The 24,378-nt window shown below is 63.4% G+C and carries 22 protein-coding genes; 18 read left to right on the forward strand and 4 right to left on the reverse strand.

Annotated elements, in window-relative coordinates; genetic code table 11:
* The first annotated feature begins 103 nt into the window (after positions 1-103).
* From rpsF to dnaB, 4 genes are read left to right on the forward strand one after another with little or no spacing between them, the layout of a single operon-like run.
* Positions 104-409, forward strand: coding sequence for a 30S ribosomal protein S6 (gene rpsF / locus DVU_RS04535; RefSeq protein WP_010938255.1), 306 nt, complete (start codon positions 104-106; stop codon positions 407-409).
* A complete protein-coding gene (gene rpsR, locus DVU_RS04540) occupies positions 410-673 on the forward strand; it encodes a 30S ribosomal protein S18 (protein ID WP_010938256.1) in 264 nt (87 codons plus the stop codon).
* Positions 674-685: 12 nt separating this feature from the next.
* Positions 686-1,189 (forward strand): 50S ribosomal protein L9, encoded by a 504-nt coding sequence (gene rplI / locus DVU_RS04545; RefSeq protein ID WP_010938257.1) that lies wholly within the window; start codon positions 686-688, stop codon positions 1,187-1,189.
* Positions 1,140-2,621, forward strand: a complete 1,482-nt coding sequence (gene dnaB, locus DVU_RS04550; RefSeq protein ID WP_010938258.1) for a replicative DNA helicase — start codon at positions 1,140-1,142, stop codon at positions 2,619-2,621. Before rplI ends, dnaB begins: the two co-directional genes overlap by 50 nt.
* Before the next feature lie 401 nt (positions 2,622-3,022).
* Here dnaB and DVU_RS04555 read toward each other — a convergent pair whose 3' ends face one another.
* Both DVU_RS04555 and queF read right to left on the reverse strand, forming a co-directional pair.
* The gene (locus DVU_RS04555) at positions 3,023-7,087 is read right to left on the reverse strand and encodes a DUF748 domain-containing protein (RefSeq protein WP_010938260.1); all 4,065 of its coding nucleotides are present in this window, start codon (positions 7,085-7,087) and stop codon (positions 3,023-3,025) included.
* 461 nt (positions 7,088-7,548) lie between these two features.
* Positions 7,549-8,046, reverse strand: a complete 498-nt coding sequence (gene queF, locus DVU_RS04560; protein ID WP_010938262.1) for a preQ(1) synthase — start codon at positions 8,044-8,046, stop codon at positions 7,549-7,551.
* Positions 8,047-8,297: 251 nt separating this feature from the next.
* Here queF and DVU_RS04565 point away from each other — a divergent pair, with 251 nt between their 5' ends.
* The 12 genes from DVU_RS04565 to yjgA all read left to right on the forward strand — a co-directional run bounded on the left by DVU_RS04565 (position 8,298) and on the right by yjgA (position 20,155).
* Complete coding sequence (locus DVU_RS04565; protein ID WP_010938263.1) at positions 8,298-11,291, forward strand: NAD-glutamate dehydrogenase domain-containing protein; 2,994 nt, start codon at positions 8,298-8,300, stop codon at positions 11,289-11,291.
* Between the two features lie 239 nt (positions 11,292-11,530).
* Positions 11,531-11,707: a hypothetical protein gene (locus tag DVU_RS16695; RefSeq protein ID WP_010938264.1), complete on the forward strand. Its 177-nt coding sequence runs from the start codon at positions 11,531-11,533 to the stop codon at positions 11,705-11,707.
* Between the two features lie 94 nt (positions 11,708-11,801).
* A complete protein-coding gene (locus tag DVU_RS04570) occupies positions 11,802-12,620 on the forward strand; it encodes a transporter substrate-binding domain-containing protein (protein WP_010938265.1) in 819 nt (272 codons plus the stop codon).
* A gap of 269 nt (positions 12,621-12,889) precedes the next feature.
* Positions 12,890-13,903, forward strand: a complete 1,014-nt coding sequence (locus tag DVU_RS04575; protein ID WP_010938266.1) for an amino acid ABC transporter permease — start codon at positions 12,890-12,892, stop codon at positions 13,901-13,903.
* 2 nt (positions 13,904-13,905) lie between these two features.
* The gene (locus DVU_RS04580) at positions 13,906-14,640 is read left to right on the forward strand and encodes an amino acid ABC transporter ATP-binding protein (protein ID WP_181409382.1); all 735 of its coding nucleotides are present in this window, start codon (positions 13,906-13,908) and stop codon (positions 14,638-14,640) included.
* 247 nt (positions 14,641-14,887) lie between these two features.
* A complete protein-coding gene (locus tag DVU_RS04585; RefSeq protein ID WP_010938268.1) occupies positions 14,888-15,634 on the forward strand; it encodes a LysE family translocator in 747 nt (248 codons plus the stop codon).
* Positions 15,634-16,176, forward strand: coding sequence for a hypothetical protein (locus DVU_RS04590; RefSeq protein WP_014524297.1), 543 nt, complete (start codon positions 15,634-15,636; stop codon positions 16,174-16,176). Before DVU_RS04585 ends, DVU_RS04590 begins: the two co-directional genes overlap by 1 nt.
* Positions 16,176-16,955, forward strand: a complete 780-nt coding sequence (locus DVU_RS04595; protein WP_010938270.1) for a MogA/MoaB family molybdenum cofactor biosynthesis protein — start codon at positions 16,176-16,178, stop codon at positions 16,953-16,955. The genes DVU_RS04590 and DVU_RS04595 overlap by 1 nt, the downstream gene beginning before the upstream one ends.
* A 38-nt stretch (positions 16,956-16,993) precedes the next feature.
* Complete coding sequence (locus tag DVU_RS04600) at positions 16,994-18,259, forward strand: HD domain-containing phosphohydrolase (protein WP_010938271.1); 1,266 nt, start codon at positions 16,994-16,996, stop codon at positions 18,257-18,259.
* Between the two features lie 2 nt (positions 18,260-18,261).
* Positions 18,262-19,125, forward strand: coding sequence for a 4-hydroxybenzoate octaprenyltransferase (locus tag DVU_RS04605; protein ID WP_014524298.1), 864 nt, complete (start codon positions 18,262-18,264; stop codon positions 19,123-19,125).
* Between the two features lie 98 nt (positions 19,126-19,223).
* Complete coding sequence (locus DVU_RS04610; RefSeq protein WP_010938273.1) at positions 19,224-19,562, forward strand: hypothetical protein; 339 nt, start codon at positions 19,224-19,226, stop codon at positions 19,560-19,562.
* Positions 19,563-19,594: 32 nt separating this feature from the next.
* The gene (gene yjgA / locus DVU_RS04615; RefSeq protein WP_010938274.1) at positions 19,595-20,155 is read left to right on the forward strand and encodes a ribosome biogenesis factor YjgA; all 561 of its coding nucleotides are present in this window, start codon (positions 19,595-19,597) and stop codon (positions 20,153-20,155) included.
* Positions 20,156-20,297: 142 nt separating this feature from the next.
* Here yjgA and DVU_RS04620 read toward each other — a convergent pair whose 3' ends face one another.
* Both DVU_RS04620 and DVU_RS04625 read right to left on the reverse strand, forming a co-directional pair.
* Positions 20,298-21,461: a response regulator gene (locus DVU_RS04620; RefSeq protein ID WP_010938275.1), complete on the reverse strand. Its 1,164-nt coding sequence runs from the start codon at positions 21,459-21,461 to the stop codon at positions 20,298-20,300.
* A gap of 126 nt (positions 21,462-21,587) precedes the next feature.
* A complete protein-coding gene (locus tag DVU_RS04625; RefSeq protein ID WP_164928124.1) occupies positions 21,588-21,995 on the reverse strand; it encodes a hypothetical protein in 408 nt (135 codons plus the stop codon).
* Between the two features lie 170 nt (positions 21,996-22,165).
* On the opposite strand from DVU_RS04625, the gene DVU_RS04630 reads away from it, so the two are divergent.
* Positions 22,166-23,020, forward strand: coding sequence for a substrate-binding domain-containing protein (locus DVU_RS04630; RefSeq protein WP_010938277.1), 855 nt, complete (start codon positions 22,166-22,168; stop codon positions 23,018-23,020).
* A gap of 184 nt (positions 23,021-23,204) precedes the next feature.
* The gene (gene dhaK / locus DVU_RS04635) at positions 23,205-24,269 is read left to right on the forward strand and encodes a dihydroxyacetone kinase subunit DhaK (RefSeq protein ID WP_010938278.1); all 1,065 of its coding nucleotides are present in this window, start codon (positions 23,205-23,207) and stop codon (positions 24,267-24,269) included.
* Positions 24,270-24,378 lie beyond the last annotated feature (109 nt).

The raw sequence follows: 24,378 nt of genomic DNA on the forward strand, positions 1-24,378 counted from the left end.
GGCGGCTTGCGGGTGTTGACAAGGGTGGGGCAAGCCGCTATTGACTCGGATTCGCCTTGCTCGTCCATGTGAGGACGGGCCCTCAGTCCATAAGGAGGAACCCATGAGGAAATTCGAAACGCTGCTGCTCCTTTCCCCGGAGCTGGCCGCAGACGCCCGTGAGGCACTGCTCACCACCCTTTCCGGTGTGGTGGAGCGTGAACAGGGCTCGATGATCACCGCCGACCACTGGGGCATGCGCGATCTCGCCTACCCCGTGCGCAAGCAGATGCGCGGCTACTATGTCCGCCTCGAATACACCGCCCCCGGCGCTACCGTGGCGGAACTCGAGCGCATCATCCGCATCTCCGACGGCATCTTCAAATTCGTGACCGTCAAGCTGGCCGACGCGGTCGAGGAGGTTGCATAAATGGCCTTCAAGAAGAAGTTCGCTCCGCGCCGCAAGTTCTGCCGCTTCTGCGCCGACAAGGAACTGCCCATCGATTACAAGCGCGCCGACATCCTGCGCGACTTCATCACCGAACGTGGCAAGATCATCGCCCGTCGCATCACGGGCACCTGCGCCCATCACCAGCGCGTGCTGACCCGCGAAATCAAGCGTGCGCGTCAGATGGCCCTGCTGATCTACACCGCGACTCACTCCAGTGATGTCAAGAAAAAGAGCATTCTGTAGGAGGAGCTGGTGATGAAGATCATTCTTCGTGCTGACGTTGAGAATCTGGGCCGTCTCGGTGACGTGGTCACCGTGAAGCCCGGTTTCGGGCGCAACTACCTGCTCCCTCAGGGCCTTGGTATGCTGGCTTCTCAAGCCAACCTGAAGGCCTTCGAACTGGAGCGCAAGAAGCTGCAGGCCCGTATGGACGCCCTGCGTAACGCCGCCGCCGACATCGCCGCCAAGCTGGAAGGCCTCGTTCTGGCCATTCCCATGCGCGTCGGTGAGAACGACAAGCTGTACGGTTCCGTGACCACCGCCATCATCGGCGATGGTCTGGCTGCCCAAGGCATTGAAGTCGACCGTCGCCGCATCCTGCTTGACAGCGCCATCCGCGCTCTTGGCGAATATCCCGTCCGCGTTCGTTTGCACGCTGACGTGACCGCCGAGATTCTCGTCAAGGTCGTCTCTGAAGACAAGGTGAACGATGTCGCTGAATCAGCCCCGGCCGAAGAGCCGGAAGCCGCAGCAGAATAACTATTCCTCGGAAACCACCCCCGCCTATGGCGGGGGTGGTGCCGACGGTGCTGCCGAGCGTGCCTCGGCCGAACTGTTGCGTCGTGTGCCCCCCCACAGCATAGAGGCCGAACAGGCCGTGCTGGGGGGTGTTTTCTTGAAGAACAGCATCCTCCACACCCTCGTGGATACGCTCACGGCGGAGGACTTCTACCTCCCCGCCCACCAGATGCTGTTCGAGAGCTTTCTTGAACTCTATCGCAAGAACGCCCCCATCGACCTCGTTTCCGTCGCCGAACACCTCAAGGCGCATGGGAATCTGGAAGCCGTCGGCGGGGCCATCTATCTTGCCGAACTTGCACAGGCCGTCGTCAGCGCCGCCAACGCCGAATACTACGGCACCATCGTCCGCGACAAGTCGCTGCAACGTTCGCTCATATCCGCCTGTTCGGACATCATCAGCAACTGCTTCGACGCCTCGCGCGAAGTGGGCAGCCTGCTTGACGAATCGGAACAGGCTGTCTTCGCCATCTCCGAACGGACGAGCGGCAAGGTCTTCCGCAGTTCGAAGGAACTGGTGAAGAAGGTCTTCGAAGAACTGGAGAAACGCGTCGAGCGCAAGGAACTGGTGACGGGTGTCACCACGGGCTACGTCAAGCTCGACCAGATGACCTCCGGCTTCCAGGGGTCCGACCTCATCATCGTCGCTGCCCGTCCTTCCATGGGCAAGACGGCGTTCTCGCTGAACATGGCGATGCGTGCCGCGATCAACCAGAACGTACCTGTGGCGGTGTATTCGCTCGAGATGTCGATGGAGCAGTTGATGATGCGTATGCTCTGTTCCTTCGGCAAGGTCGACCTTTCGAAGCTTCGCAAGGGTTTTCTCGATGACGAGGACTGGAAGCGCCTCTATGAGGCCGCCGATGTACTTGAGCGTGCGCCCATCTACATCGACGACACGCCCGCGTTGACGACACTGGAGTTGCGTGCCCGTACCCGGCGCCTCCGCGCCGAACGTGGCGTGGGGCTGGTGATGGTCGACTACCTTCAGCTCATGCGCTCCAGTCGACGCACCGATTCGCGCGAACTCGAAATCTCCGACATTTCGCGTTCGCTCAAGGCTCTCGCCAAGGAACTGAACATCCCCGTCATCGCCCTCTCGCAGCTCAACCGCAAAGTCGAAGAACGGACGAACAAACGTCCCATGCTCTCCGACCTTCGCGAATCGGGTGCCATCGAGCAGGACGCCGACATCATCATGTTCATCTACCGCGACGACGCCTACAACAAGCGCGACGACAACCCGCGCAAGGGCATTGCCGAGATCATCATCGGCAAGCAGCGTAACGGCCCGACGGGCACTGCTGAACTCGCCTACCTTTCGGCGCACACCGCGTTCGAAGACCTCGACCCCAACTGGGTCCCGCCGCCTTCCGAGGATTACGGGGAGTAGTCGCCATCGCTGTATGGGGCGACTGTCTCGACGTTATGTGATGAAGCCCGCCTGTCTCTCGACAGGCGGGCTTTTCTGCGCGTTGCGTTGCCTGCAACGGAGGGCCGTCCGCAAGGGGAGGGGGGGGCTGTCGGCAGGCGGCGTCTTGTGTCCGCCAGTATCCGAACACCTGACTCCGTACCGCTGCATCCACTTGGGGCGTGCTGCGATGCCTTGCCGCAACGGGCGAAGGGCACGTCGACGACGTTGCCATGCGTACGACGCGGATGCAGGTACGCCCGTTCACAGGGGCCCGATGTCCTTCGTCGAATCGCTCCAGTGGTCTGCGTACGACCATGCCATGACGCAGGGTCTTCATACGCCATTCCCTGAAGCGGCGTGTTGTGGCGGCAGCGACCTGCCTAGCGCAAGAGCATCTCTGCCGCGCTCTTCCCCTTGCCTGTGGCAGCGGCAAGTGAAAGCCGTGCGCCGAGTGCCGGGTCGATTTCAAGCAATCTGTCGCGCACGGCACGCGCCCGCTGCTGTGCGAGGGCTGTCAGGTCGTCGTCTGTGACGTCCACGTGCTCATAGAAGGCCTTTTCCATGACCTCGCGAGGCTGGTCTTTTACGAGTCCCAGAACATTGCGGGGTTTGTCGAAGGGGGCATCCTTGTAGACGGACTCGAGAAGGTCGTCGTACTCGTCGTCTTCGATGGTGATGGCCTCGACCGCCGTCTTGGCGCGCTCACCGCGCCACAGCGAAGCATACTTCGCCTCCTGCATCCGGCGCAGAAGGGCGACTTCGCGAAGCCCCTGCCCATCGGTCGCAGGGTCGACCATGCCGCGCACCTCCAGTGAAAGTCCGGGCCTTTGCCGCAGTACCTCCGCCACGCTTGCCAGTTGTGCCTCGGCCCTTTCGGAGAGCGTTTCCCGCCCGGGTTCGAAGGGGACGTTGCGCATGTCCTGCCCGCCGCCTCCGGCAAGGCGCACCACGCTGCCGACGAGGGCGAAGGGCGATGTGACCACCTTGACCATGAGGTTCATGACGGCCTGGACCACCACGCCTCCAAGCCTGAAGTTGGGGTCGTCGAGTCGCCCCCGTACCGGCAGGTCGATGGACACGTTGCCATCAAGCCCCCGCAAGAGGGCCAGTCCGAGTTTGACCGGATAGTCCGGGGCATCGGGACGCGAGTCCTTGTCGCCAAGTTCGATGTCTTCCAGCAGGAACTTCGAATCGGCGCTCAGTACCCATTCGGATGTCTGCAATTGCAAACGGGCTGTGAGGCGTCCCTTGTCGACCGGGTAGGCGATGTACTGAAGCGCGTATGGTGATACCGGAACGAGGTCCAGCCCTTCCATGGAGAAGACGATGTCGGCGAAGGGGGGCGTCGATACGGGGTTGAGCGTCCCCGTGAGCTTGACGGGCACACCCTCGAGCGTTCCGCCAGCCGAGACCTCGGCGCGGCTTTCCGGGGCCATGGTGAATCCGGTCACGGCTGCATCGACCTTGTCCAGCGAGGTGTCGAAGGCCGGAGAGAAACGCTCGTCGCGGAAGGCTATCTTGCCACCGCGGACGGTCACCTCGCCCAGCGTGAACCTGTCGAACAGCGATGCTGGTGCTTCTGCCCGGGCTCCCGCAGCGGAGGATGCGTCCGCTCCTGCCCCCGAAGCGTCTGCCCCCGACGCGTCTGCCTCGGCAGTCGTCCCTCCGGCAGCCACAGGGGCGGGGGACACCGGCTTCGACGCAAGACCCGAGGAGGCCTCGGCCCCGGTCTGCGTTCCCTGCTTCTTCGCTCTTTCTGCGGCCTTGGCCTTTTCTGCCGTACGGATGGCCGCAGCCCTGCGTTCCGCGCCTTCCGGGTCGAGGGCGCGCAGTACGTTGGTGGTGCCGTCCTTGTGCAGCACGAGGAACACCTGCGGCCGGTCGAGGAGTATGTCGCCAATCTCGACGCGCAGCGGGGACGAACCGTACCGGAAGTCCCTGACCGCCAGCCTCCGAAGCGAGATGAGGTCACGCCGGTCTCCGCGCCTGCGCAGACGGGCGTCATCCAGTTGCGTCCTGCCCGATGCCGTCATCTGGATGTCATCGCCGCGTTCCCGTGCGCCCAGCCGGACATCGCCGGAAAGGCGCCCCCCGGCCTGCATGGCCGTGGACATGGCAAGGGGGATGTCGAGCGGCGCCAGGTCGACCTTTGTGGCCTTGACGTTCAGGTCGAGGTCGAGAGGCCGGATGCGCACATTCCCCTTGAGGGCGAGTTGCCCGTCCTTCTGCCAGCGCATGGATGCGTCGAAGGGCAGCCGCTGGGTCAGGTCTGGCGAGAGCGCTCCCGTGCGCACGCGAAGGTCGGACACCTGCAGGGTCGGTGCCTTAGCGCCGCGTTCGGTGATGTTGACGGTACCTCCATCCAGTTCGAGGCTGTCCAGCACAAGGTTCCAGTCCGTGTCTGCGGTCTTGGTGTCGCCGCGTCTGGCCTTCTCTTGCGTGCCCCGGGCTTTGGACTCCACCTTTGTGGAAGAGCCCGCCTTGCCTTGTGCGCGTCGTTGCCTGTCGCCTTTGACCTTCTTGCCCGTGTCGGGCTGTGAGTCTCCGGCGGATGCCGGAAGCAGCGGCAGCCCGTCGTCACCGAGGATGAGATTGACCGAGGGGGAGGTCAGCGCGAGCACCGCTGCCCGGATGGACTGTTTGCCGTAATCGACGGCGAGTCCCTTGAGCCCGATGTGTTTGACGCCAAGGGCATGGCCCTGTTTTCCCTGTGCGGCGAGGGCGAGGTCGTCCACCATGAGCGCCCCTTCGGATACGGTCAGTTGCAGCGCGGGGGAGGATTGAAAGACCACCTTGGCTCTACCCCCGAAGCTCCCTGCGATGTCGGAGGCAGGTGTGCCCCCGGCGAAGGGCCGCGCGGCGGCAAGCGGGAGTCCTGTGCTGTCGATGGCGGCGCTCACCTTCAACGGTGAGAGCGTCGCCTCGCCATCTACATGGAAACGCCCCTGACCATTCAATCCGAAAGTGATGGCAAACGGCATGGTCTTGTTGTCACCCGTGGAGAATCGGGGAATCTGCACGTCGAGCCCGGTGACCGCTATCTCGCGTGTGCCGGAGAGTGATGCGTCGTGCCAGACAAGCGTCGCATCGCTCAGATGCAAGGCAGCCCCTTCGACGATGAAGGCCTTGCTGTCGGCTGTGGGGGCTGCGGATTTGCCGGTGGAATGTCCCTCGGGACTACTGCCGGAGGTGGCCGCTACGGGGGGCGTTCCCCCCGCAGGGTTCTTTGCCGAAGCCTTGTCCGTGGCGGTGGCGGAGGCAGGCATGGAGGCTGCCCCGGTCGCATTCTGCGTCATGGCTGACACTGTCGCGTTCTGCATGGCCGTGCGCGATGTCGCAGGCGTGACAGGGGCTGCCTTGCCAGAGGCCGGGCTTATCCAGCGTTGCCAGTCGACGGTGCCGTCGGTGTCGCGCACTGCCTTGACATAAAGACCGTCCACAGTTGCGGACTCGAGTTCCACGCGGCGTTCCGCCAGTGTGAACTTGTGCAGACGCAGTTCGGCTTCACGTAGTGCTGCCGCCTTTTTCCCGTCGGGCGTATTGAGAAGGATGTCGGAAAGGCGCAGTGCTCCTCCAAGCCCCAGTTCGACCTGCCCGGAGGGAAGCCTTTCAACCAGCAGGTCGAGTTCGAGACGAGCCTTGCCCTGCTCAAGCCGCAGTGGAGTGAAGGGCGCAAGATAGGCCTTGAATTGTTCGAGGGCCACATCCTCGGTGGCGATGTCGAATTCCGTTCGTTGTGTCTCGGCGAAGGGAAGCAGTCTGCCAGCCACGGTCATGCGGCTGCCGTCGACTGTGGCATTGAGGGATGGGGTGATGGGGGTGTCGCGGAACATGTCCAGCGAGGAGGTGAAAGGCACGATGAAGTCGATGTCCGCGATGGTGTGCGTCACGCCGCGCGGTTCGTCACGGAAGATGAAGCTGCCGTCCACGAGTTCGAAATCGCTGATGACGAAGGGGAATACCGGAGTAGCCTTGTCGTCTGTCGTCGCTTCGGACGGGGGCACGATGTCCGAGAACGAGAAGCGGCCTTCGCCGAAATAGGTGATGTCCACAACGGGTTCGACGAGGCGCGCCGAAGCGAGCGAAGGTGCCAGCCGGAACAGGGCTGCCGGACTTGGGGCGATGCTCAGTTCACGAAAGCCGAAGAGCACCCCTTCGCCGCTGGCATCGGGGACCTTCACGCCGAGGACACGGATACGCAGGGTGAAGGGGTTGATGGTCACCTTCTCTACGGTGCAGGTGGCCCGAAGGTGTTGTGCCATGGTGCGTTCGAGTTCAGAGCGGACAACGGGGGGAAGTACGAGACCGCCGATGACAAGCCAGAAGATGTACAACCCCAGCAACGACCAGAGAATGACGCGTCCACGCCGTGTGGCAGGGGTGATGCGCCTGAGCAGTTCCCGTATGTGTGGATGTTTCGTGGCGTCATTCTGTTTCGCGGTCATGGTCGTGCCTCCTCGATGCTGTGTCCGGTATCTTGTTCATACAGCATATCATGGTGCGATTGAAGACAAAAAGATGCTGTGTCGGGCACTATGATGTGGGGTATTCTCCTCATCGCCGGGTAGGGGCGCCCCGCATGTGAGCGGTGCGGGTATCCGGGTTGCGTGCCACGTACAGACCGGGGTCGCGCATGCTGCGCGGAATGGGCAGAGACAGGCAGAGACTGGCAGGAATGGGCAGGAAGAGGGAGATGCTGTCGGGCATGTCCGTATGGGGCCGCTGCCGCTAGGCATCGTATGGCCCATCCGAAGTGCGCACCAGGGGGATGGCGTCCTGTAGCCGTCTCTGCCCTTACACGAGGTGCAGACCCGCCACTGTGGCATGGGGGGCGGGTGCAAAAAGAACACCCCGACCTGTGGCGGGGTCGGGGTGCGGGGGGACAGGGGGGCGTGGTGCGGGACTATCAGGCACCGTGCCGGTTGTTCTCGCGCTTCCATTCCGAAACCATGTCGCGCAAAGCCTGAGCGCGCGCGGGTTCCACTTCCTTGAAGCGTTCGGCGAATACGTGCAGCTGTGTGCCGCCACGCGGGGTGAAGAGGCCCTTCACGCGGCACCACAGGGGCTGGAGTTTGGTGGTCATGTCATCGAGGATGGTATTGGTGATGGTCTCCATGAACGACTGGTGGTCGCGGAAGGCGAACATGTAGACCTTGAAGCTCTTCGATTCCACGCAAAACTGGTCGGGAATGTACTCGACGACGATGGTCGCGAAGTCGGGTTGCCCGGTGACGGGGCAAAGCGACGTGAATTCAGGGAAGGCGATGCTGACGATATAGGGCCGGTCGGGGAAGCGGTTGGGGAACGCCTCAAGCAGGTCGGTCGAGGGGCCCGCTGCCGGGTAGGGGGTCTTCTGGCCCAGCGCCCGGAGGTGTTCGGTCTGGTCTGTGCTTCTGGTGGTCATGTGTATCTCCTGAATGGTCTGCCGTATGGCATCCGTATTGTCACCATTCCCGGGGCGTGTGGCAAGGGGGTAGGGCAACACTGGAGTGCCGGGACGACGGCTTTCGTGCAGGGAGGATGAGCAGCCCCGGAGGTGCGGGCTGGGGCGGGGGCGTCTGTCGTCGTCGGGGCGGCAACGGCCCGTGCAGATTAGGTGTTGCCTCGGCAGGGGGTTGAGGTATGGTGCTACCAAATACAGTCAGGAGGGAGCCCATGACTGACGCATCCCGTTCCGGCACGGCGACCGCACTCCATGAGGACGCCGTGTCAGGTTCAGCCGCCGCAGAGGCCCTCGACCTCGTCCGGCGCGGTCTGGACGACATGGCAGGTCAGGTCGTGCCGTGGTTTTTCGGCAACATGCCCGAGTACTACCTGCGCACCCATTCGGTGACCGAGAAGGTGCACCATCTTCAGGCCATCATCTCGGGCCGGGCCGTCACCGGCAGTCAGACGGTGCGCCTCATGGCGCCGGACGGACGCAAGGCCACGTATCTGGTGCCGGGCGGGGGCACGAAAGAACTTCTGACCATACTCGAGGCGCATGTCGCCCAGGAGATAGAGACCGCCCGCCTCTATACGACGCAGGACGGGCAACTGCACCTTGTCGAGTTTCTCTTCGGTGAACAGCCCCGTGCGGAGGTCGCCGGCGACCTGTTCGCCGAGGCGGTGTCCGCCATGCGCGGCGAGGGCGTGAGTGGAGACCGGATAGACCTTTTCGAGCGAATGCTGCGTGGTGCCAACGCCGAATATCTAGAGAAGTTCGACCCTCAGCGGGCCCTGCGTCACCTGCATATGCTCGAATCGGTGGGCCGCAGCGAGGACACGGCCATCCTGCTCGAACAATGCACACCCGGTAGCGAGACGCGCCTTGTCATGGCCATGCGCCATCCCCCGGCGACCGGACTGCTGCTGCAGACGGCGAAGATACTGGCGCGCACGGGCGTGACGGTGAACCGCTGCTACGGTGACAGCTTCAACCTCGACGATGGCGACTCGGTCGCCATTCTCAGCTTCTACGTCAACGTGGGCGGGGACATCCTGCATGAGGATTCGGAATTGTGGCAACGGTTGCGCCGCAAGCTGCAGTTGGTGAAGTGGTTCGCCCCGAATCCGTTCGAGTCGTACGCCGACCGTGAAGGCTGGTCGCTGAAGCGCGTGATGCTGCTTGCCGCCGCTGCCGAGTTCGCCCACGCCTTTCTCGTGCAGGAGAACCAGTGGGCCTACAGCACCAACAACGTCACCCGCATCCTGCAGGAGAGGCGCGGCGAGGTGGCGCGGCTTGTGGCATGGTTCGAAGCCCGGTTCGACCCCACGCTGGGCGGCAGGGAGGCGAAGGCGCGTGAACTTGACGAGGCCGCACTGGCGGCGGTGGGCGATGTGGCGGACGAGAGCGAACGGACGGTGCTGCTCATGGTCCATCGCTTCTTCGCCTTCACCCTGCGCACCAACTACTTCCTCGAAGACGTCTACGGCCTCTCGTTCCGTCTCGACCCGCAGTTCCTTCCTGCCCCGTGCCGCATCGAAGGCGAAGAACTGCCCTATGGCATCTTCTTCTTCCACGGCCCCTACTGCATGGGGTTCCACATCCGCTACCGCGACATGTCGCGCGGCGGGGTTCGCGTCGTCCCCACCCGGTCTGCGGAGCAGTTCGAACTGGAGTCGAACCGCCTCTACGACGAGGTCAAGGGACTGGCCTACGCACAGCAGGTCAAGAACAAGGACATCCCCGAAGGCGGGTCCAAGGCGGTCATCCTTCTCGGGCCGCTCGGTGACATAAGGCTCGCCGTGGCGAGCATGGGCAACTCCCTGCTGGACGTCATCCTCTGCGGCGAGAGTTCGCCGACGCTCCCCGGCGTGGTCGACCATCTGGGCAAGGAGGAGATCATCTACCTCGGCCCGGACGAGAACATCACGCCGGAGCACATCACGTGGATCGTGGAACGCGCCCGGCAGCGCGGCTACCGCTGGCCTTCGGCGTTCATGAGTTCGAAGCCGGGGGCGGGCATCAACCACAAGCAGTATGGCGTGACGAGCCTCGGGGTGATGGTCTTCGCGGAAGAGGTGCTGCGGCATCTTGGCATCGACCCTGCCGCGCAGCCGTTCACGGTGAAGATCACTGGCGGCCCCAAGGGTGACGTGGCGGGCAATCTCATGCGCATCATGTTCCGCGATTACGGGGACAACGCCCGTGTCGTCGCCGTCACCGACGGGCATGGCGCCGCCTACGACCCCGAAGGGCTCGACCGTGCCGAACTCATGCGTCTGGTGGACGGGCAGCGCAGCATCGACTCCTTCGACGCGGCACTCCTGCGCGGGGAGGGCGCCTTCGTCGTCTCCGCCCGCGACCCGGAGACGGTGCGCCTGCGCAATGCACTGCACAATACGGCGCGCGCGGACATCTTCATTCCCTCGGGAGGCCGGCCCAACACCATCAACATGCGCAACTGGCACGAGTTCTTCGATGGTGACGGCGTGCCCACGGCCCGCGCCATCGTGGAGGGGGCCAACCTCTTCGTGTCGCCCGATGCGCGCAAGCGTCTGGCGGAACGCGGCGTGCTTGTCGTGCACGGTTCGTCGGCGAACAAGACGGGGGTCATCTGCTCGTCGTACGAGGTGCTGGGCGGTCTGGTCATGACGGATGGCGAGTTCATTGCCGCCAAGGAACGCTATGTGGCAGACGTGTTCGACATCCTGCGTCGCCGCGCCCGCGACGAGGCCCGCCTGCTGCTGGCCGAGTTGCGTCGCTGCGACAGGTGCAAGCCGCTGCATGTCATCTCCGTGGAGGCTTCGCAGGAGATGAACCACGCGGCCGACGCCCTTTACGGGGCCTTCATGCAACGACAGCTCGACATCGCGGAAGATTCCCTGTGGCGCGGACTGGTGCTCGACTATTGCCCCGCCGTGCTCGTCGAGAAGTTCCGCGACCGCATCTTCGACATGGTGCCCCGGCGGCACCTGTATGCGCTCATCGCCGCCTATGCGGCTTCGGCCATCGTCTACGCCGAGGGTATGGGATGGCTTGCAGGAGTAGGGACGCAACGCGATATCGTCGATGTGGTGCGCAACTGGCACGAGGCGAGGGCGCTCATGCTGCGCCTTGCCACCGCCGTCGAGTCCACGGACATGGAGCAGTCCGCGCAGGTGGCGCACCTGTTGCGGCATGGCGGCGTTCGGCGATTCACGGAAGAGCGCCTCGGGCTTGCCTAGCGGGCACCTGACGGGCGGCTGAAGAAGAGCGGGTGAAGAGGATGCCCCCGTGGCATCGATGCATCATGGAAGGGCCGCCCTGTCGGGGGCGGCCCTTTGCTTCTGTGTACAACCTGTGGGAAAACGAGGCGGATTCCGCTTGCCATGCGGAGTCGTTTGCCCCACAATGCCCGGTCGGGCTTCGCCTTCGAAGGCGGTCGGCCTGATCATCACCAACGCCTTGCATCAAGGAGGGGACCGTGGCCAAGCAACAGGGACCGCTGAAGGATCGCTATCGCCGCGAATTCGTCGAGGTCGTCTGCCCCAAGTGCCGCAAGACCCAGATCATCGCCGTTCCTGAAGAACCCATGCCGCGCTGCGAAATCTGCAAGCGCGACATGATCATCAAGGAAGTCCTCACCGAGGGCAAATATTAGGGCACGGTGCATCCTTCGCCCCCGTATGGGGCGGATGAGGAGCCATGCCCCGTCGGCTGGGTTGGACACTAACGGGTAACGTGTGGAGGAGACCATGAAGCTTTTCAGACTGTTGGCAGCCATGATGATGGCAGCCCTGCTCGCCGCCCCTGCCATGGCGGCGGACATCGAACTGGCCAAGAAGTCCACGCTCAACGAGATCATGGCGCGCGGCGAATTGCGCGTCGGCTTTGACGCTGGCTACCTGCCCTTCGAGATGACCGACAAGAACGGCAACTACGTCGGTTTCGACATCGACATCGCCAAGGAAATGGCCCGTGCCATGGGCGTCAAGTTCGTGCCCGTCAACACCGACTTCGACGGCATGATTCCTGCCCTGCTGAGCGACAAGTTCGACATCATCATCAGCGGCATGACCGTGACGCAGGAGCGCAACCTCAAGATCAATTTCGCCGACCCCTACATCGTCGTCGGCCAGACCGTGCTCCTCTCCAAGAAGCTTGAAGGCAAGGTCAAGTCGTGGAAGGACCTGAACAGCCCCGAGTACACCGTCGTGTCGCGTCTTGGCACCACCGGTGAAGAGGCTGCCAAGCGCATGCTGCCCAAGGCCAAGTTCAAGTCGTTCGACAAGGAGGCCGATGGCGCTCTTGAAGTCGTCAACGGTCGCGCCGACGCCTGGGTCTATGACATGCCCTTCAACGTGGTGTTCATGGCCGAACAGGGCAAGGACAAGGTCGTGCATCTCGACAAGCCCTTCACCTACGAGCCTCTCGGCTTCGGCATCAAGAAGGGCGACCCCGACTTCCTGAACTTCCTCAACAACTTCATGCGCCAGATCAAGAACGACGGTCGCTACGACCGCATCTACGACAAGTGGATGCGTTCGACCGAATGGCGCAGCCAGACCAACTAGACGACGCGCGCGCCATGCATGGACATGCATGGCGCGCATGACCGTCTTGCCGGAAAGAGTCTTTTTTCCGGTGCGCCCGGATTCGTGAAGCCGTAAGGCTCCGGCACCGGGTGCACAGTATCAGTACTTCCGGATGGCCGGGGCGGGGCTAGCCCCCCGCCCCCTTTCCGGGGTTTCGCAAGGCGGCGGACGCCATGCGCCGACACCTCGCGAAGCCTCTCGGCTACGCCCGCGTCCGCGCGGGATTCCATGTGCAAGAAGGATAAACGATGACGCAGTACAGGGGTTTGGACAAACCGCGGGGGCAGGGCTACTTCCTGTTCTGGAAAGCAGTGTTCGTGGGCATCATGCTCTGCACGGTGGCCTTCTTCTGGTACGCTTCCAGTTCCGTCGAGTATATCTGGCGCTGGAACAGGGTGCCTCAATATTTCTGGGTGGCCGAGAAGACCGATGTCCGCGCCGAGGTCAGCGGCGATGTGGTCTCCGTCGAGACCACGGCCGAGGGTGCCACACGCATCACGGTCAAGGGCGACGACGGTTCGGAGACCTACACCGTTCCTCCGGCAGGGAAGGTGCTCATCTCCGGTGGTGACTACATCTACAGCGGCGACCCGGTGGGCCGCTACGAGGTCAGCAAGCCGGGCATCCTGCTCGAGGGTCTGTGGATAACCCTTGAGGTGAGCATGCTCGCCATCATCATCGGTATCGTCCTCGGTGTGGTCACGGGGCTTGCCCGCATCTCGGTCAACCCGGCCCTGCGCTGGCTGGCCATCACCTACATCGAGATCATCCGTGGTTCGCCGCTGCTGGTACAGGTGTTCCTGTGGTACTTCGTGGTGGGCACGCTGCTCAACGCCCTGTTCGAAAAGGTGGGCCTCTCCGCCATTCCGCCGCTGTGGTACGGCGTCATGGCCCTTGCCATCTTCACCGGCGCCTATGTGGCCGAGATCGTGCGTGCAGGCATCCAGTCGGTGCACCGCGGGCAGATGGAGGCCGCGCGGTCGCTGGGCATGAGCTACGCCCAGTCCATGCGCAAGGTCATCCTGCCGCAGGCGTTCCGGCGCATCATGCCGCCTCTTGCCGGGCAGTTCATCAGCCTTGTGAAGGACTCGTCGCTGCTTGGCGTCATCGCCGTGCGCGAACTCACCAAGGCCACGCGCGAGGTCGTCACCACCTCGCTGCAACCGTTCGAACTGTGGATCGTCTGCGCACTGCTCTATCTTGTGCTGACGTTCACCCTGTCGCTTTGCGTGCAATACCTTGAGAGAAGGGCCGTCCGATGACCATCATTTCCGCTCGCAACGTCAACAAGTACTTCTACGTTCCCGAAGAGTTGCACGCCCTGCGCGACGTCTCGCTCGACGTGGCACCGGGCGAGGTCGTGGTCATCATCGGGCCTTCCGGGTCGGGCAAGAGCACCTTCCTGCGCTGCCTGAACAGGCTCGAGTACGCCGATTCGGGAGAGATTCTCATCGAGGGGCGCGACATTCTCGACCCCAAGTGCGAAATCAACGAGGTGCGCGCCGAGGTCGGCATGGTCTTCCAGTCCTTCAACCTCTTCCCGCATCTCTCGGTGCTGGAGAACGTGGCACTGGCGCAGATGACCGTGCGCAAGCGTTCGCGTGCTGAGTCCGAGAAGAAGGGCATGGAACTGCTCACCAAAGTGGGCATCGCCGACAAGCATGCCGTCTATCCCGACCAGCTTTCGGGCGGGCAGCAGCAGCGCGTGGCCATAGCACGTTCTCTCGCCATGGACCCCAAGATCATGCTCTTCGACGAACCCACCTCGGCGCTGGACCCCGAGATGGTCGGCGAAGTGCTCGACGTCATGCGCAACCTCGCGCGTGAGGGCATGACCATGGTCGTGGTCACGCACGAGATGGGCTTTGCCCGTGAAGTGGCCGACCGTGTGGTCTTCATGGACCATGGGGCCATTCTCGAAATAGCGACGCCCAAGGACCTGTTCACTACCGGCGCCACGCACGATCGTACGAAACTGTTCCTGAGCCAGATACTCTAGGGGCAGGGCCTCATGGGGCCGGGGTGCCGGCATGGTGACGTCGGGGGGCAGCCAATCGTCTTACCGTGGTCACACTGACAAGCCGTTGGCCCGCACGATGCCGGGGCAGGTTGGCCGAGATGCGGACATCACACCAGCCGTTACGTCACGTACGAATCATGGGTGTTGCGGCTGATTCGATTCAAGCGGGGGAGGGTTGCGGCCCTCCCCCGTTGACAGTAGATTGAAGGCCTGTACAGGAGAACCCGTGGATAGCGATATTCTTGCCCTTGCGGGACTGGCGGCCCTTTTGACCGTGACCCCCGGCCCCGATACCATGCTCGTGCTGCGCAACGTGTTGCGTGGTGGCACGCGGGGCGGTGTGTCCACCGCCCTGGGGAGTGCAGCGGGGTTGCTCGTGCATCTTTCGGCTTCGGCCCTTGGCGTGTCGGCCGTCCTTCTGCACTCGGCAGAGGCGTTTGCCACGGTGCGCCTCGCCGGGGCCTGCTACCTCCTGTGGCTTGGCGCTCGTTCCCTCTATGCCGCACTGAAGGGCCCCTCCACGCCGGACGCGGCCCGAGAGGCGCATGCTGGTGGCGAGGGCCTGCCGTGCTGTGCAGACAGGGGAAGCGCAAGCGGGAATGGTGAAGCGCCTTCCGACGCCTTGTCCGGTGAATACGGGACAGGTACCGCCCCGCTGGTGCAGGCATGGCGTGAGGGCTTTCTCACCAACGTGCTCAACCCGAAGGTCGCCGTCTTCTATCTTGCGGTGTTGCCGCAGGTCGCCGTCTCGGCAGGTGCCACCGTGGATACGACGACCGCCCTTGGCCGCTCGCTGCTTTTCGGCCTCTTCCACATCATCATCGGCGTGTGCTGGTTTTCGTTCCTCTCGTGTTCACTGCAGCGTGTGCGGACGACCTTGCTTCGTCCCATGGTGCGGCGCTGGCTTGATGGCGGGGTGGGGGCGCTGATGGTCTTCTTCGGTGTGCGACTGGCGACGGAAAAGGGTGTCTGATGATGCGTCACCGGGGCGTCATGCTGTTCCTGCTGTGCCTTCCGGTGCTGCTCGTGGCATGTGGCCCCCGGTATGTGGCAGACCCGCTTCCCGCGTGGAATGCCTGTCTTGCCGGATGTGCCCGGGACGATGAGACGGGTCGTCTCATCCGCAGGGGGTGCTTGCAGGGCTGCGAGATGGCGCTGGAGGCCTTTCCCTTCGCGGAGAGTGTCTACGCCGGACGGCAACCCTGCGAAGCGGCGCTTGGCCGGTTCGACGTTGAGGGCCTGCTGCGCACCCTCGATGCCCGGTGCATGCAAGAGGGTACGCAGGTGCACCGCAGACGCGGCTGCCGCGACGGCGTTCGCCTCTTCTACGGGAACATGGTGCCGGAGATGTGCGTCGGCGACGCGGATGTGAATGTGTCGACGAAGCCTCCCGTCGCGCTGGCGAACGACGGGGCGGCGTCAGCCGATGGTGCTGAGGCTGAAGTGGTGACGCAGGGTGAACAAGCCCCCGTCGCACCGGAAGGTGTGCGGGCGGATGCCCCGGAGGGTGACTGATGCAGGCCCATTATTTCGATATGTCGGTACAGCCGGTGCGGAACGGTCAGGTGTTGCCCCTGGCCCATAGTGCTCTTGCCGGTGTTGCTTCGCATGCCGTGCCGCGTGGGATGGTCCCGGCTGTGGGCACCGTGCTGCGATCCAGCGAGGGCGTCGACCTCTTTCGCATCGTCGGGCATGCCATGCTCCCGGCCTGTGATGCCCCTCATGCCGTACCGTGCGCCCTCGCCTCCGCGCTGACCGACCTTTCCGCCGGACCGGTGCGTTGCCGGGTGACGTCGGAGGGGTATGCCCTCGCATGGGTCACGCTTTCCGACAAGGGGGCGCAGGGCCAGCGCGAAGATGCCAGCGGCCCGTGTATAGCCGCCATGGTGCGCGAGTCCATACCGTTGCGATACGAACAGGGGTTCATGCTGCCCGATGACGGAGCCCAGTTGCGTGCGTTGCTTACCGAACTTGCCCTGGTGCAACGCTATGACATCATCATCACCACTGGCGGCACGGGTCTCGGCCCGCGCGATGTCACGCCGGAAGCCACATCTGCCGTGATCGAGAAGCGCCTTCAGGGCTTCGAACAGGCGATGCTGGCCGCAAGCCTTGCCAAGACGCCTCATGCTGTCATCTCGCGCGCCCTTGCCGGAACGCTCGGCGGGGCCATCATCATCAACCTGCCCGGCAGCCGCAAGGCTGTCGCGGAGAACCTCGAAGCCGTACTGCCTGCGCTCCCCCATGCGCTGGCGAAGTTGCAGGGAGACCCCTCCGACTGCGCTCAGGCATGAAAGGGGGGCGGCCCGGGGGGGCCGCCGGAGGCACACTCATGACGTTACAGGTCAGACTGATCGATCTTGTGGTCGCTTTTTCGCGTGCGCTCGACCATGTGAGCCGCGCCGTGTCCGATCACCATATCCATGTGGGCTATTTCGCGGCCCGCCTCGGTGAACGGCTGGGACTCGACGCCCGCGACAGGTGCGAGTTGCTGCTTTCCGCGCTGTTGCATGACGTGGGGGCCATATCGCTCAAGACCGGACTGGACGGGCTGCTGTTCGAACAGAACGCCGACGCCCATGCCCGTGCAGGCTGGGCACTTATCGGCACCTGCCCGCGTCTTGCCGCCGCCGGAGAGGTGGTGCTGCACCACCACGCTGCGTGGGAGGATGTGGCCGACGACCTCGACCGCGCCAAGCGTCTGGGGGCCATCGTGCACCTTGCCGACAGGCTTGACGTGCAACTGAGGCGCTCAGAACCTCTGGCACCGCAGTTGACACGGGCGTTCACGAAGCTGGAACCGGGCAGGGGTCGGCTGTTCTCTCCGGAACATCTCGATGCCCTGCGGGACATGCTCGACGACCCGCAGGTGCGTGAAGGGGTCGAAGACCCCTCCGTCGGACTGCATAGCGGCCCAGGAGCACGGCTGGAGGAGGAGATTCTCGATACCGAAGGTGTCATCTCGTTCTCGAACCTGTTCTCGCTGGTCATCGACTCGCGCAGTCCCTTCACGGCCACGCATTCCAGCGGTGTGGCCGAGACGGCGCGCTTGCTGGCGATGCGGGCAGGGCTTGGGCATGACGTGGCGCAGAAGGTTTTTGTGGCGGGCTTGCTGCACGACATCGGCAAACTGGGCGTGCCGCTATCCATCCTCGAGAAACCGGGGCCACTGGATGCCGCGGAGATGTGTGAGATGCAGCTTCATGCCGGACGCAGCAAGACCATTCTCGATGCCGTACCGGGATTTGATGAGGTGAGCCGCTGGGGGGCGTTGCATCATGAACGGCTGGACGGCAGCGGCTACCCCTTCGGTCTGCGTGGTGACGAACTAGAGGTGCCTTCGCGCATCATCGCCGTTGCCGACGTGTTCACAGCCATCGCCGAGGACAGGCCCTACCGCAGGGGAATGCCTCTCGAGACGGCCTGCGGCGTCCTGCGCGGGCAGGTGCGAGACGGCCTGCTCGATGGCGACCTCGCAGGGCTGTTGCTCAATGACATCGACGAGGCGGACTGTGCGCGCCGCAAGGCACAGGCGCGTGCCCGCAGCAGTTTCGACGAGGCCTACGACATCTGCACCCGTAACAGTGAGGACGCTTGACCATGACCCCGTTCGGCAGCTTTGCGGCCATATGCCGCATGATAAAGATCGAGCACTCCATCTTCGCCCTACCGTTCGCGTTTGCCGGGGCCTTCATCGCCAGCGGAGGCATACCGGCGTGGAAGCCCTTCGTGCTGCTCACCATCGCCATGGTCGCAGTCAGGTCGTTCGCCATGGCGTTCAACAGGGTCGTCGACCTGCCATTCGACCGCCGCAATCCCCGTACGCAGAACAGGCCGCTTGTCACGGGTGAGATAACGCGGCTGCAGACATGGGCCTTCATTGTCGTCATGGCGGTGGTCTTCGTGCTTGCCTGTGCCGGTCTGAACAGACTCTGTCTCATGCTGTCGCCGCTGGCACTCGGCATCTCGGCCCTCTACAGCGTCATGAAGCGCTTCACGTGGCTGTGTCACTTCGTGCTTGGGGCGGTTCTGGGACTTGCACCGCTGGCGGGGTGGTTGAGCGTCGACCCCGTGTTCACGCTGCCTGCGGTGCTGCTGTTCTGGGGCGTGCTCTTCTGGGTGGCGGGTTTCGACATCCTCTATTCCTGTCAGGATACAGCCTTCGACATCGAGGTGGGGCTGCATTCCGTACCTGCCCGTTTCGGCATACCCACCGCACTGGTCATCTCCACGTTCTGCCATGTGAATACGGTCGTCTTCTTCCTGCTTGCGGGCTGGGCGGCAGGTCTCTCATGGGCGTGGTATCCGGTCTGGGCCATCGTCTCGCTGGTGCTGGTGCTTGAACACAGACTGATCAGGGCCGACGACCTGTCGCGTGTGAACATGGCGTTCTTCACGCTCAACGGGGTCGTCTCCATCGTGGTGTTCGCTGGCATCGTAGCCGGGATCTTTATCGGACGTTGACCGGTAAGGGCCGGGTACGGCGTCTGGCCTGATGCGGTTTCCGTTGCAGGACTTGACGCTGTACCTGCGGCGTGCTCTCATCGGCTATGGAGGCGGATATGCGCTACCACAGCCTGAGCATGGCGCAGGAGTTCCTGCGGCGACGGTTGCAGGCCGGGTACGGGCCGGAGGTCGTCGTGCCTGTCGACCCCGACGCTGTGGGACTGCACGAGTCCGCGACGGAGGCGTTGCAGAGTGCCGCCGAAAAGGTGGCGGCGCAGGCGGGGCTTCCGCCGCAGCATGTCGCCGCCCGCATGTTCGACAATATCTTTCGTCTCGAACCCTCCGACACGCTGGTGCTGGTGGTCGCCGTACCTGAACGGGGGGTTGAGATGTTCGTGGAGATACCCGCCAAGCTGTGGCGTCTTGCTTCGCAGGACAGCCCCGCGGGCGGTTAACGGGCCCTGCCCATAAGACAACGGAGGATGGCATGGCGCGCGCTAGGCGCCGTGATTCCGGGGCTGATGTCCCCGAAGAGGAAGTAAGCCGTTCGCAGCGCAAGCGCGAGAGTACGGCTATGCAGAAGCTTGGTGAACGTCTCACTCGCATCGGCGAGGCCCGACTTCGTACGCTCGACCTGCCCCCCGACCTGATGGCGGCAGTCCTTGAATGGCACGGCCTGCCCACCCATGAGGCGCGGCGGCGGCAGTTGCAGTTCATCGGCAGGCTCATGCGCGAGGCCGATGTGGATGCCGTATCCGAGGCTGTAGACGCCCTTGATGCACCACACCGCGTTTCGACAGAAGCGTTCCATGAACTGGAAGTGTTGCGCGACAGGCTGATGGAGGAGGGTCCCGTCGTCGTCGACGAGATTCTCGCCCTCTGGCCCCATGCCGACAGGCAGCAGTTGCGCCAGATGGTTCGCAACGCACAGGCCGAACGTGCGGCCGGAAAACCCCCGCGTAACTTCAGGGCCTTGTTCAGGCTGCTTCGGGACATATCCGAGGCGGCACCCGCCGCTGGTGGCGTGATGCCCGATGGTGGACGGTAACGACAAAGGTTGCCCGCAGAGAATAGACGCCCCCGTTTCGAGAGAGACGGGGGCGTTGTCGTCGGGTGCCAGTCATGGGGTACAGGTCGGTGCGACCGGGGTTGCGTTGCAGGCCCTGCGCGACATCGGCGCGCACACGAGGTCAGGCTGCTGAACGCCAGACCCGCAGGGTGTAGCGCGCGACTGCCAGCACATCGTGCAGCAGCGGGAAGCGGGCCAGAAAAGATGACCCTGCGTCGGCTTCCGGTGCTGCCGTCGCTTCAGGGATGCCCCCCAGACGCCTGTGCAGGTCTTTGGCGATGTCCGTCGCCCCTGAACGTGCAAGGGCCTTGCACACCCCGGCGATGGCGCGCTGCGGCGCAGGGGTGAACTGACTTGCACGGGCCACATGGCGGAACATCTGGGTGTCTTCTCCGATGCCGCGCCCCATGAGCAGGGCATGTGCTGCACTATCGAAGTCGCCTGCACGTATGAGTCGGGACGCCTCTTCGAACAGGGCGTTGCCGCTCTCAGGTGCCTCGCGCATGAGGTCGGCAAGAGTCTGCCGAGCCCGTTGCCATTGCGCGGCCCGTGCGAAGGTCTGGCTGGCGGCCCGCAGGTAGGCCCGGCTTCGTACGAGGTCTCCCTTTCCCCGCCACGCGGCTGACAGGCCGAGTTGCGCGTCGCCCTTGATTTCGTTGTGGCGCAACGCCCGGTTGAACCCGGCGATGGCCTTGTCCCATTCCCGGTCGATGAGGTGTCGCATGGCGTGTCTGTAGGCCTCAACCGCCTGAACCTCGCTCAGGCCCACGGCATCGTCCAGCGCGGCGATGGCGGCCTCGAATTCCGCGTCGCCAAGCAACTGCACCCCTGTCCTCGCTGCCGTGCGCAATGCGTTGCCGGGTGCGATGGAGGCAGCTGCCCTGCGCAGTTGGCGGTGCAGCACCTCAAGGGGGTAGGGGCGTGCTACGACGGCACTGCACCCCGCACCCACCGCTTCCAGCACGGCATCCTCGGTGGGAGAGGGCGTGATGAAGACGACTGGTATCCACGCCAGCCTGCGGTGCTGCCGGATGAGCCTGATGAAGTCCAGCCCGCTCATGTCGGCGAGTCGGGCGTCACATACGATGACGTCAGGTCGGGGGGGCGTGTGGGGCTGGCGGGGTTTGGCGGGGGCGATGAGCCATCGTGCGGCATCGCGCCCGGACGTGAGCACACGGATGTGCTGGATTCCGGCGGCACGAAGGCACTGCCTGTCGACAGCGGCACAGGCCTCACGCCGCGTCATGATGAGTGCAGAGGTGAATGTGTGAGTGTGTGTCGTCATCGATCCGCCTCGCAATGGGTGAAGTTTCACCATTCATATCGGCAGAATCCGTCACGACTTGAGATGTAAAAAGGCATGAATCCCGTGTTTGAAGGGATTCATGCCTCTTATGATCGGAATGCTGATCTATTTAGTGAAGGGTATGACCTTGGCGAGTCTTGGTGCCGCAAGAGTCGATGCCGGTATGGGATGCTCTACATTCCTTTCGTGATGTGTACCGCATGATGGGCACTGCCATGACTTGCTGCGGCTGTCGAGCCGCACAAGAACACCGTCACGGTTGTAGCAAGATTCACAGAACGGTCCCTGCTTGATTTCACCTGTCAACAGCCAGTAGCAGTAACCATCGAAGACGAGATTACGCGACAGGTACAGGATATCCTCGAATTCCTGCACCTGCGAACGAAGCATGATGTTCTCGTCACTCAAGGCCACATAGCGCGTTTGCATTTCGGTGAGCAGATGGCGGGCCTCGTCGATGCGGCCTTCGAGGAAAAGATCATTGATTTCTTTGAACTTGTAATAGTCGAGCATGTTCCTCCCCCGCAGTTGACGGATGGCGAGGCATAAGCGTTTTACACACACTCCATCGGCATCCGGGTGACAAACTTTAGGGGGCGGGTGCAATTCCTGTTGTCACGTGATGCTCCCGTTGCTAGTCGTTGAAGGTGATCCATGGTTCATGTAACGACAAGGAGTTGTCAATGCAGAGAATAGCGACCTTGGTAGTGTTGTGGCTACTTGTGATGACGACGTGTGCCCTGGCGGGGGATGCCCCCTGCACCGAACGTTATGGAAAGGGGGAACAGGCTTTGCGACTGGCGACAGGCAGTCCGGGAGAGTTGGGGCTGGTCGGTGCCCTGGGCGAGGCATGGAGTGCCCGTAGCGGCATGGCCCTGTGCTGGCGCAAGGCGGGAACGGGTGATGCCCTGGCCGCGCTCAAGGCCGGAGAGGTGGACATGGTGATGGTGCACGGCCCCAAGGCCGAGAAGAAGGCCGTTGAGGAAGGCTGGGCCACGGGGCGTGCCCTTGTGGGTTCCAACGAATTCTTCATCGTCGGCCCGGTCGCAGACCCCGCAGGCATCGCCAAGGCGACGGACGCGGCAGATGCCTACCGTCGCATCGCCAAGGCGGGGGCCCTTTTCTTCTCGCGTGGTGACAACTCCGGGACGCACAAGAAGGAACTGGATATCTGGGCATCTGCCGGTATCACACCCTCCGGGGCATGGTACACCGTGCACAAGGGCTTCATGTCGGCTACGCTGCAACGGGCCGATGCCGAGGGCGGCTACTTCATGACCGATTCCAGCACATGGGTCGCTGAAAAGGGCAAGCTGAGGCGCCTTGCCGTGTTGTTCAGGGGTGACCCGGTGCTCATCAATGTCTATCACGCACTCCTAAGGGCCGAAGGCGGCAAGGCCGCAGTGCCCGCCGCCGTCGATTTCGCGGCGTTCGTGACGTCGCCCGAAGGGCAGGACATCGTGGGCTCTTTCGGTCGCAAGGAATACGGCGAAGGACTTTATAACGACGCGGCCTACGCGAAGAAGTACGATCATTGATGCGGAAGCGGGGTCGCCTTCCCGCTGGTGCGAAGGCGGCCCGCCTCCCACGCGGCATCACGCCATGCAGGACTGTGGCAACAACCCGCCGGTTCTTTCTTACGCCCCCCTTTTCCTCCCCGTGACAAGTAGTGTACTGTCTGCCGTAACTGTCTTGAACGAGCAACCCCCACGGAGCATGACCATGAAGAAACTGATCAATGCGGTGGAGAATGTGGTGCGCGAGCAATTGCAGGGCATGGCTGCCGCCCACCCTGAGCTTCGGGTGAACATCGACCCGCATTACATATGCAGGGCTGACATCCCCGACGGCAAGGTGGCCATCGTCTCTGGTGGCGGCAGCGGGCACGAACCCATGCACGGGGGCTTCGTAGGCCGTGGCATGCTTGACGGCGCCTGTCCCGGCGAGGTGTTCACATCTCCCACCCCAGACCAGATGTATGAATGCGCCAAGGCAGTCGACCGTGGCGCGGGTGTACTGTTCATCGTCAAGAACTACACCGGCGACGTGATGAACTTCGAAACGGCCGCTGAACTGTGCCATGCCGACGGCATCAAGGTGCAGAACATCCTCATCGATGACGACGTGGCCGTGAAGGACAGCCTGTACACGGCTGGACGGCGTGGCGTGGGAACCACCGTGCTGGCCGAGAAGATAGTGGGTGCCGCCGCCGAGGCGGGGTACGACCTCGACAGGTGCGCCGACCTGTGCCGCAAGGTGAACCGGTATGGTCGCTCCATGGGCATGGCACTCACGTCGTGCACGGTACCTGCCGCAGGGAAACCCACCTTCGAACTCGCCGAGGACGAAATCGAGATCGGCATCGGCATTCATGGTGAGCCGGGAACACAGCGCGCAGCCATGATGACCGTGGATGAACTCGTGGAGGTCATGGCTACCGCCATCATCGACGATCCCGCGTACACCCGCACCGTGCGCGAATTCGACCGCGCTGCCGGCGACTGGGTGGAGAAGTCGCTGACGGACGAACCCTTCGCCAAGGGCGACCGGGTCATCGCCTTCGTCAACAGCATGGGGGGCACGCCGGTGAGCGAACTGTACGCCGCCTACCGTAAACTGGCGGAAATCTGCGACAGGCGTGGCATCGTCATCGTGCGCAACCTCATCGGGCCGTATATCACCTCACTCGAGATGCAAGGCTTCTCCATCACCCTGCTGAAGGTCGACGACGAAATGCTCGCGTTCTGGGATGCGAAGGCGGTCACACCCGGCTTGCGCATGGGGTAATCTCTGTTTCCTCCGGGCTCGCCCGGTATCGTCCCGGTCTGGCGCGTCGCACCGGACCGGGGCGATAACCATCCACCGTCCCTTTGCCATCCCGCAGCCGGCGGGCGAT

This window comes from Nitratidesulfovibrio vulgaris str. Hildenborough (genome assembly GCF_000195755.1).
Lineage (GTDB): Bacteria > Desulfobacterota > Desulfovibrionia > Desulfovibrionales > Desulfovibrionaceae > Nitratidesulfovibrio > Nitratidesulfovibrio vulgaris.

Excerpts from the sequence above, each read along its gene's own strand:
- rpsF (WP_010938255.1), top strand. The coding sequence starts at position 104 with ATGAGGAAATTCGAAACGCTGCTGCTCCTTTCCCCGGAGCTGGCCGCA.
- rpsR (WP_010938256.1), top strand. The coding sequence starts at position 410 with ATGGCCTTCAAGAAGAAGTTCGCTCCGCGCCGCAAGTTCTGCCGCTTC.
- rplI (WP_010938257.1), top strand. The coding sequence starts at position 686 with ATGAAGATCATTCTTCGTGCTGACGTTGAGAATCTGGGCCGTCTCGGT.
- dnaB (WP_010938258.1), top strand. The coding sequence starts at position 1,140 with ATGTCGCTGAATCAGCCCCGGCCGAAGAGCCGGAAGCCGCAGCAGAAT.
- DVU_RS04555 (WP_010938260.1), bottom strand. The coding sequence starts at position 7,087 with ATGACCGCGAAACAGAATGACGCCACGAAACATCCACACATACGGGAA.
- queF (WP_010938262.1), bottom strand. The coding sequence starts at position 8,046 with ATGACCACCAGAAGCACAGACCAGACCGAACACCTCCGGGCGCTGGGC.
- DVU_RS04565 (WP_010938263.1), top strand. The coding sequence starts at position 8,298 with ATGACTGACGCATCCCGTTCCGGCACGGCGACCGCACTCCATGAGGAC.
- DVU_RS04570 (WP_010938265.1), top strand. The coding sequence starts at position 11,802 with ATGAAGCTTTTCAGACTGTTGGCAGCCATGATGATGGCAGCCCTGCTC.
- DVU_RS04575 (WP_010938266.1), top strand. The coding sequence starts at position 12,890 with ATGACGCAGTACAGGGGTTTGGACAAACCGCGGGGGCAGGGCTACTTC.
- DVU_RS04590 (WP_014524297.1), top strand. The coding sequence starts at position 15,634 with ATGATGCGTCACCGGGGCGTCATGCTGTTCCTGCTGTGCCTTCCGGTG.
- DVU_RS04595 (WP_010938270.1), top strand. The coding sequence starts at position 16,176 with ATGCAGGCCCATTATTTCGATATGTCGGTACAGCCGGTGCGGAACGGT.
- DVU_RS04600 (WP_010938271.1), top strand. The coding sequence starts at position 16,994 with ATGACGTTACAGGTCAGACTGATCGATCTTGTGGTCGCTTTTTCGCGT.
- DVU_RS04605 (WP_014524298.1), top strand. The coding sequence starts at position 18,262 with ATGACCCCGTTCGGCAGCTTTGCGGCCATATGCCGCATGATAAAGATC.
- DVU_RS04610 (WP_010938273.1), top strand. The coding sequence starts at position 19,224 with ATGCGCTACCACAGCCTGAGCATGGCGCAGGAGTTCCTGCGGCGACGG.
- yjgA (WP_010938274.1), top strand. The coding sequence starts at position 19,595 with ATGGCGCGCGCTAGGCGCCGTGATTCCGGGGCTGATGTCCCCGAAGAG.
- DVU_RS04620 (WP_010938275.1), bottom strand. The coding sequence starts at position 21,461 with ATGACGACACACACTCACACATTCACCTCTGCACTCATCATGACGCGG.
- DVU_RS04625 (WP_164928124.1), bottom strand. The coding sequence starts at position 21,995 with ATGCTCGACTATTACAAGTTCAAAGAAATCAATGATCTTTTCCTCGAA.
- DVU_RS04630 (WP_010938277.1), top strand. The coding sequence starts at position 22,166 with ATGCAGAGAATAGCGACCTTGGTAGTGTTGTGGCTACTTGTGATGACG.
- dhaK (WP_010938278.1), top strand. The coding sequence starts at position 23,205 with ATGAAGAAACTGATCAATGCGGTGGAGAATGTGGTGCGCGAGCAATTG.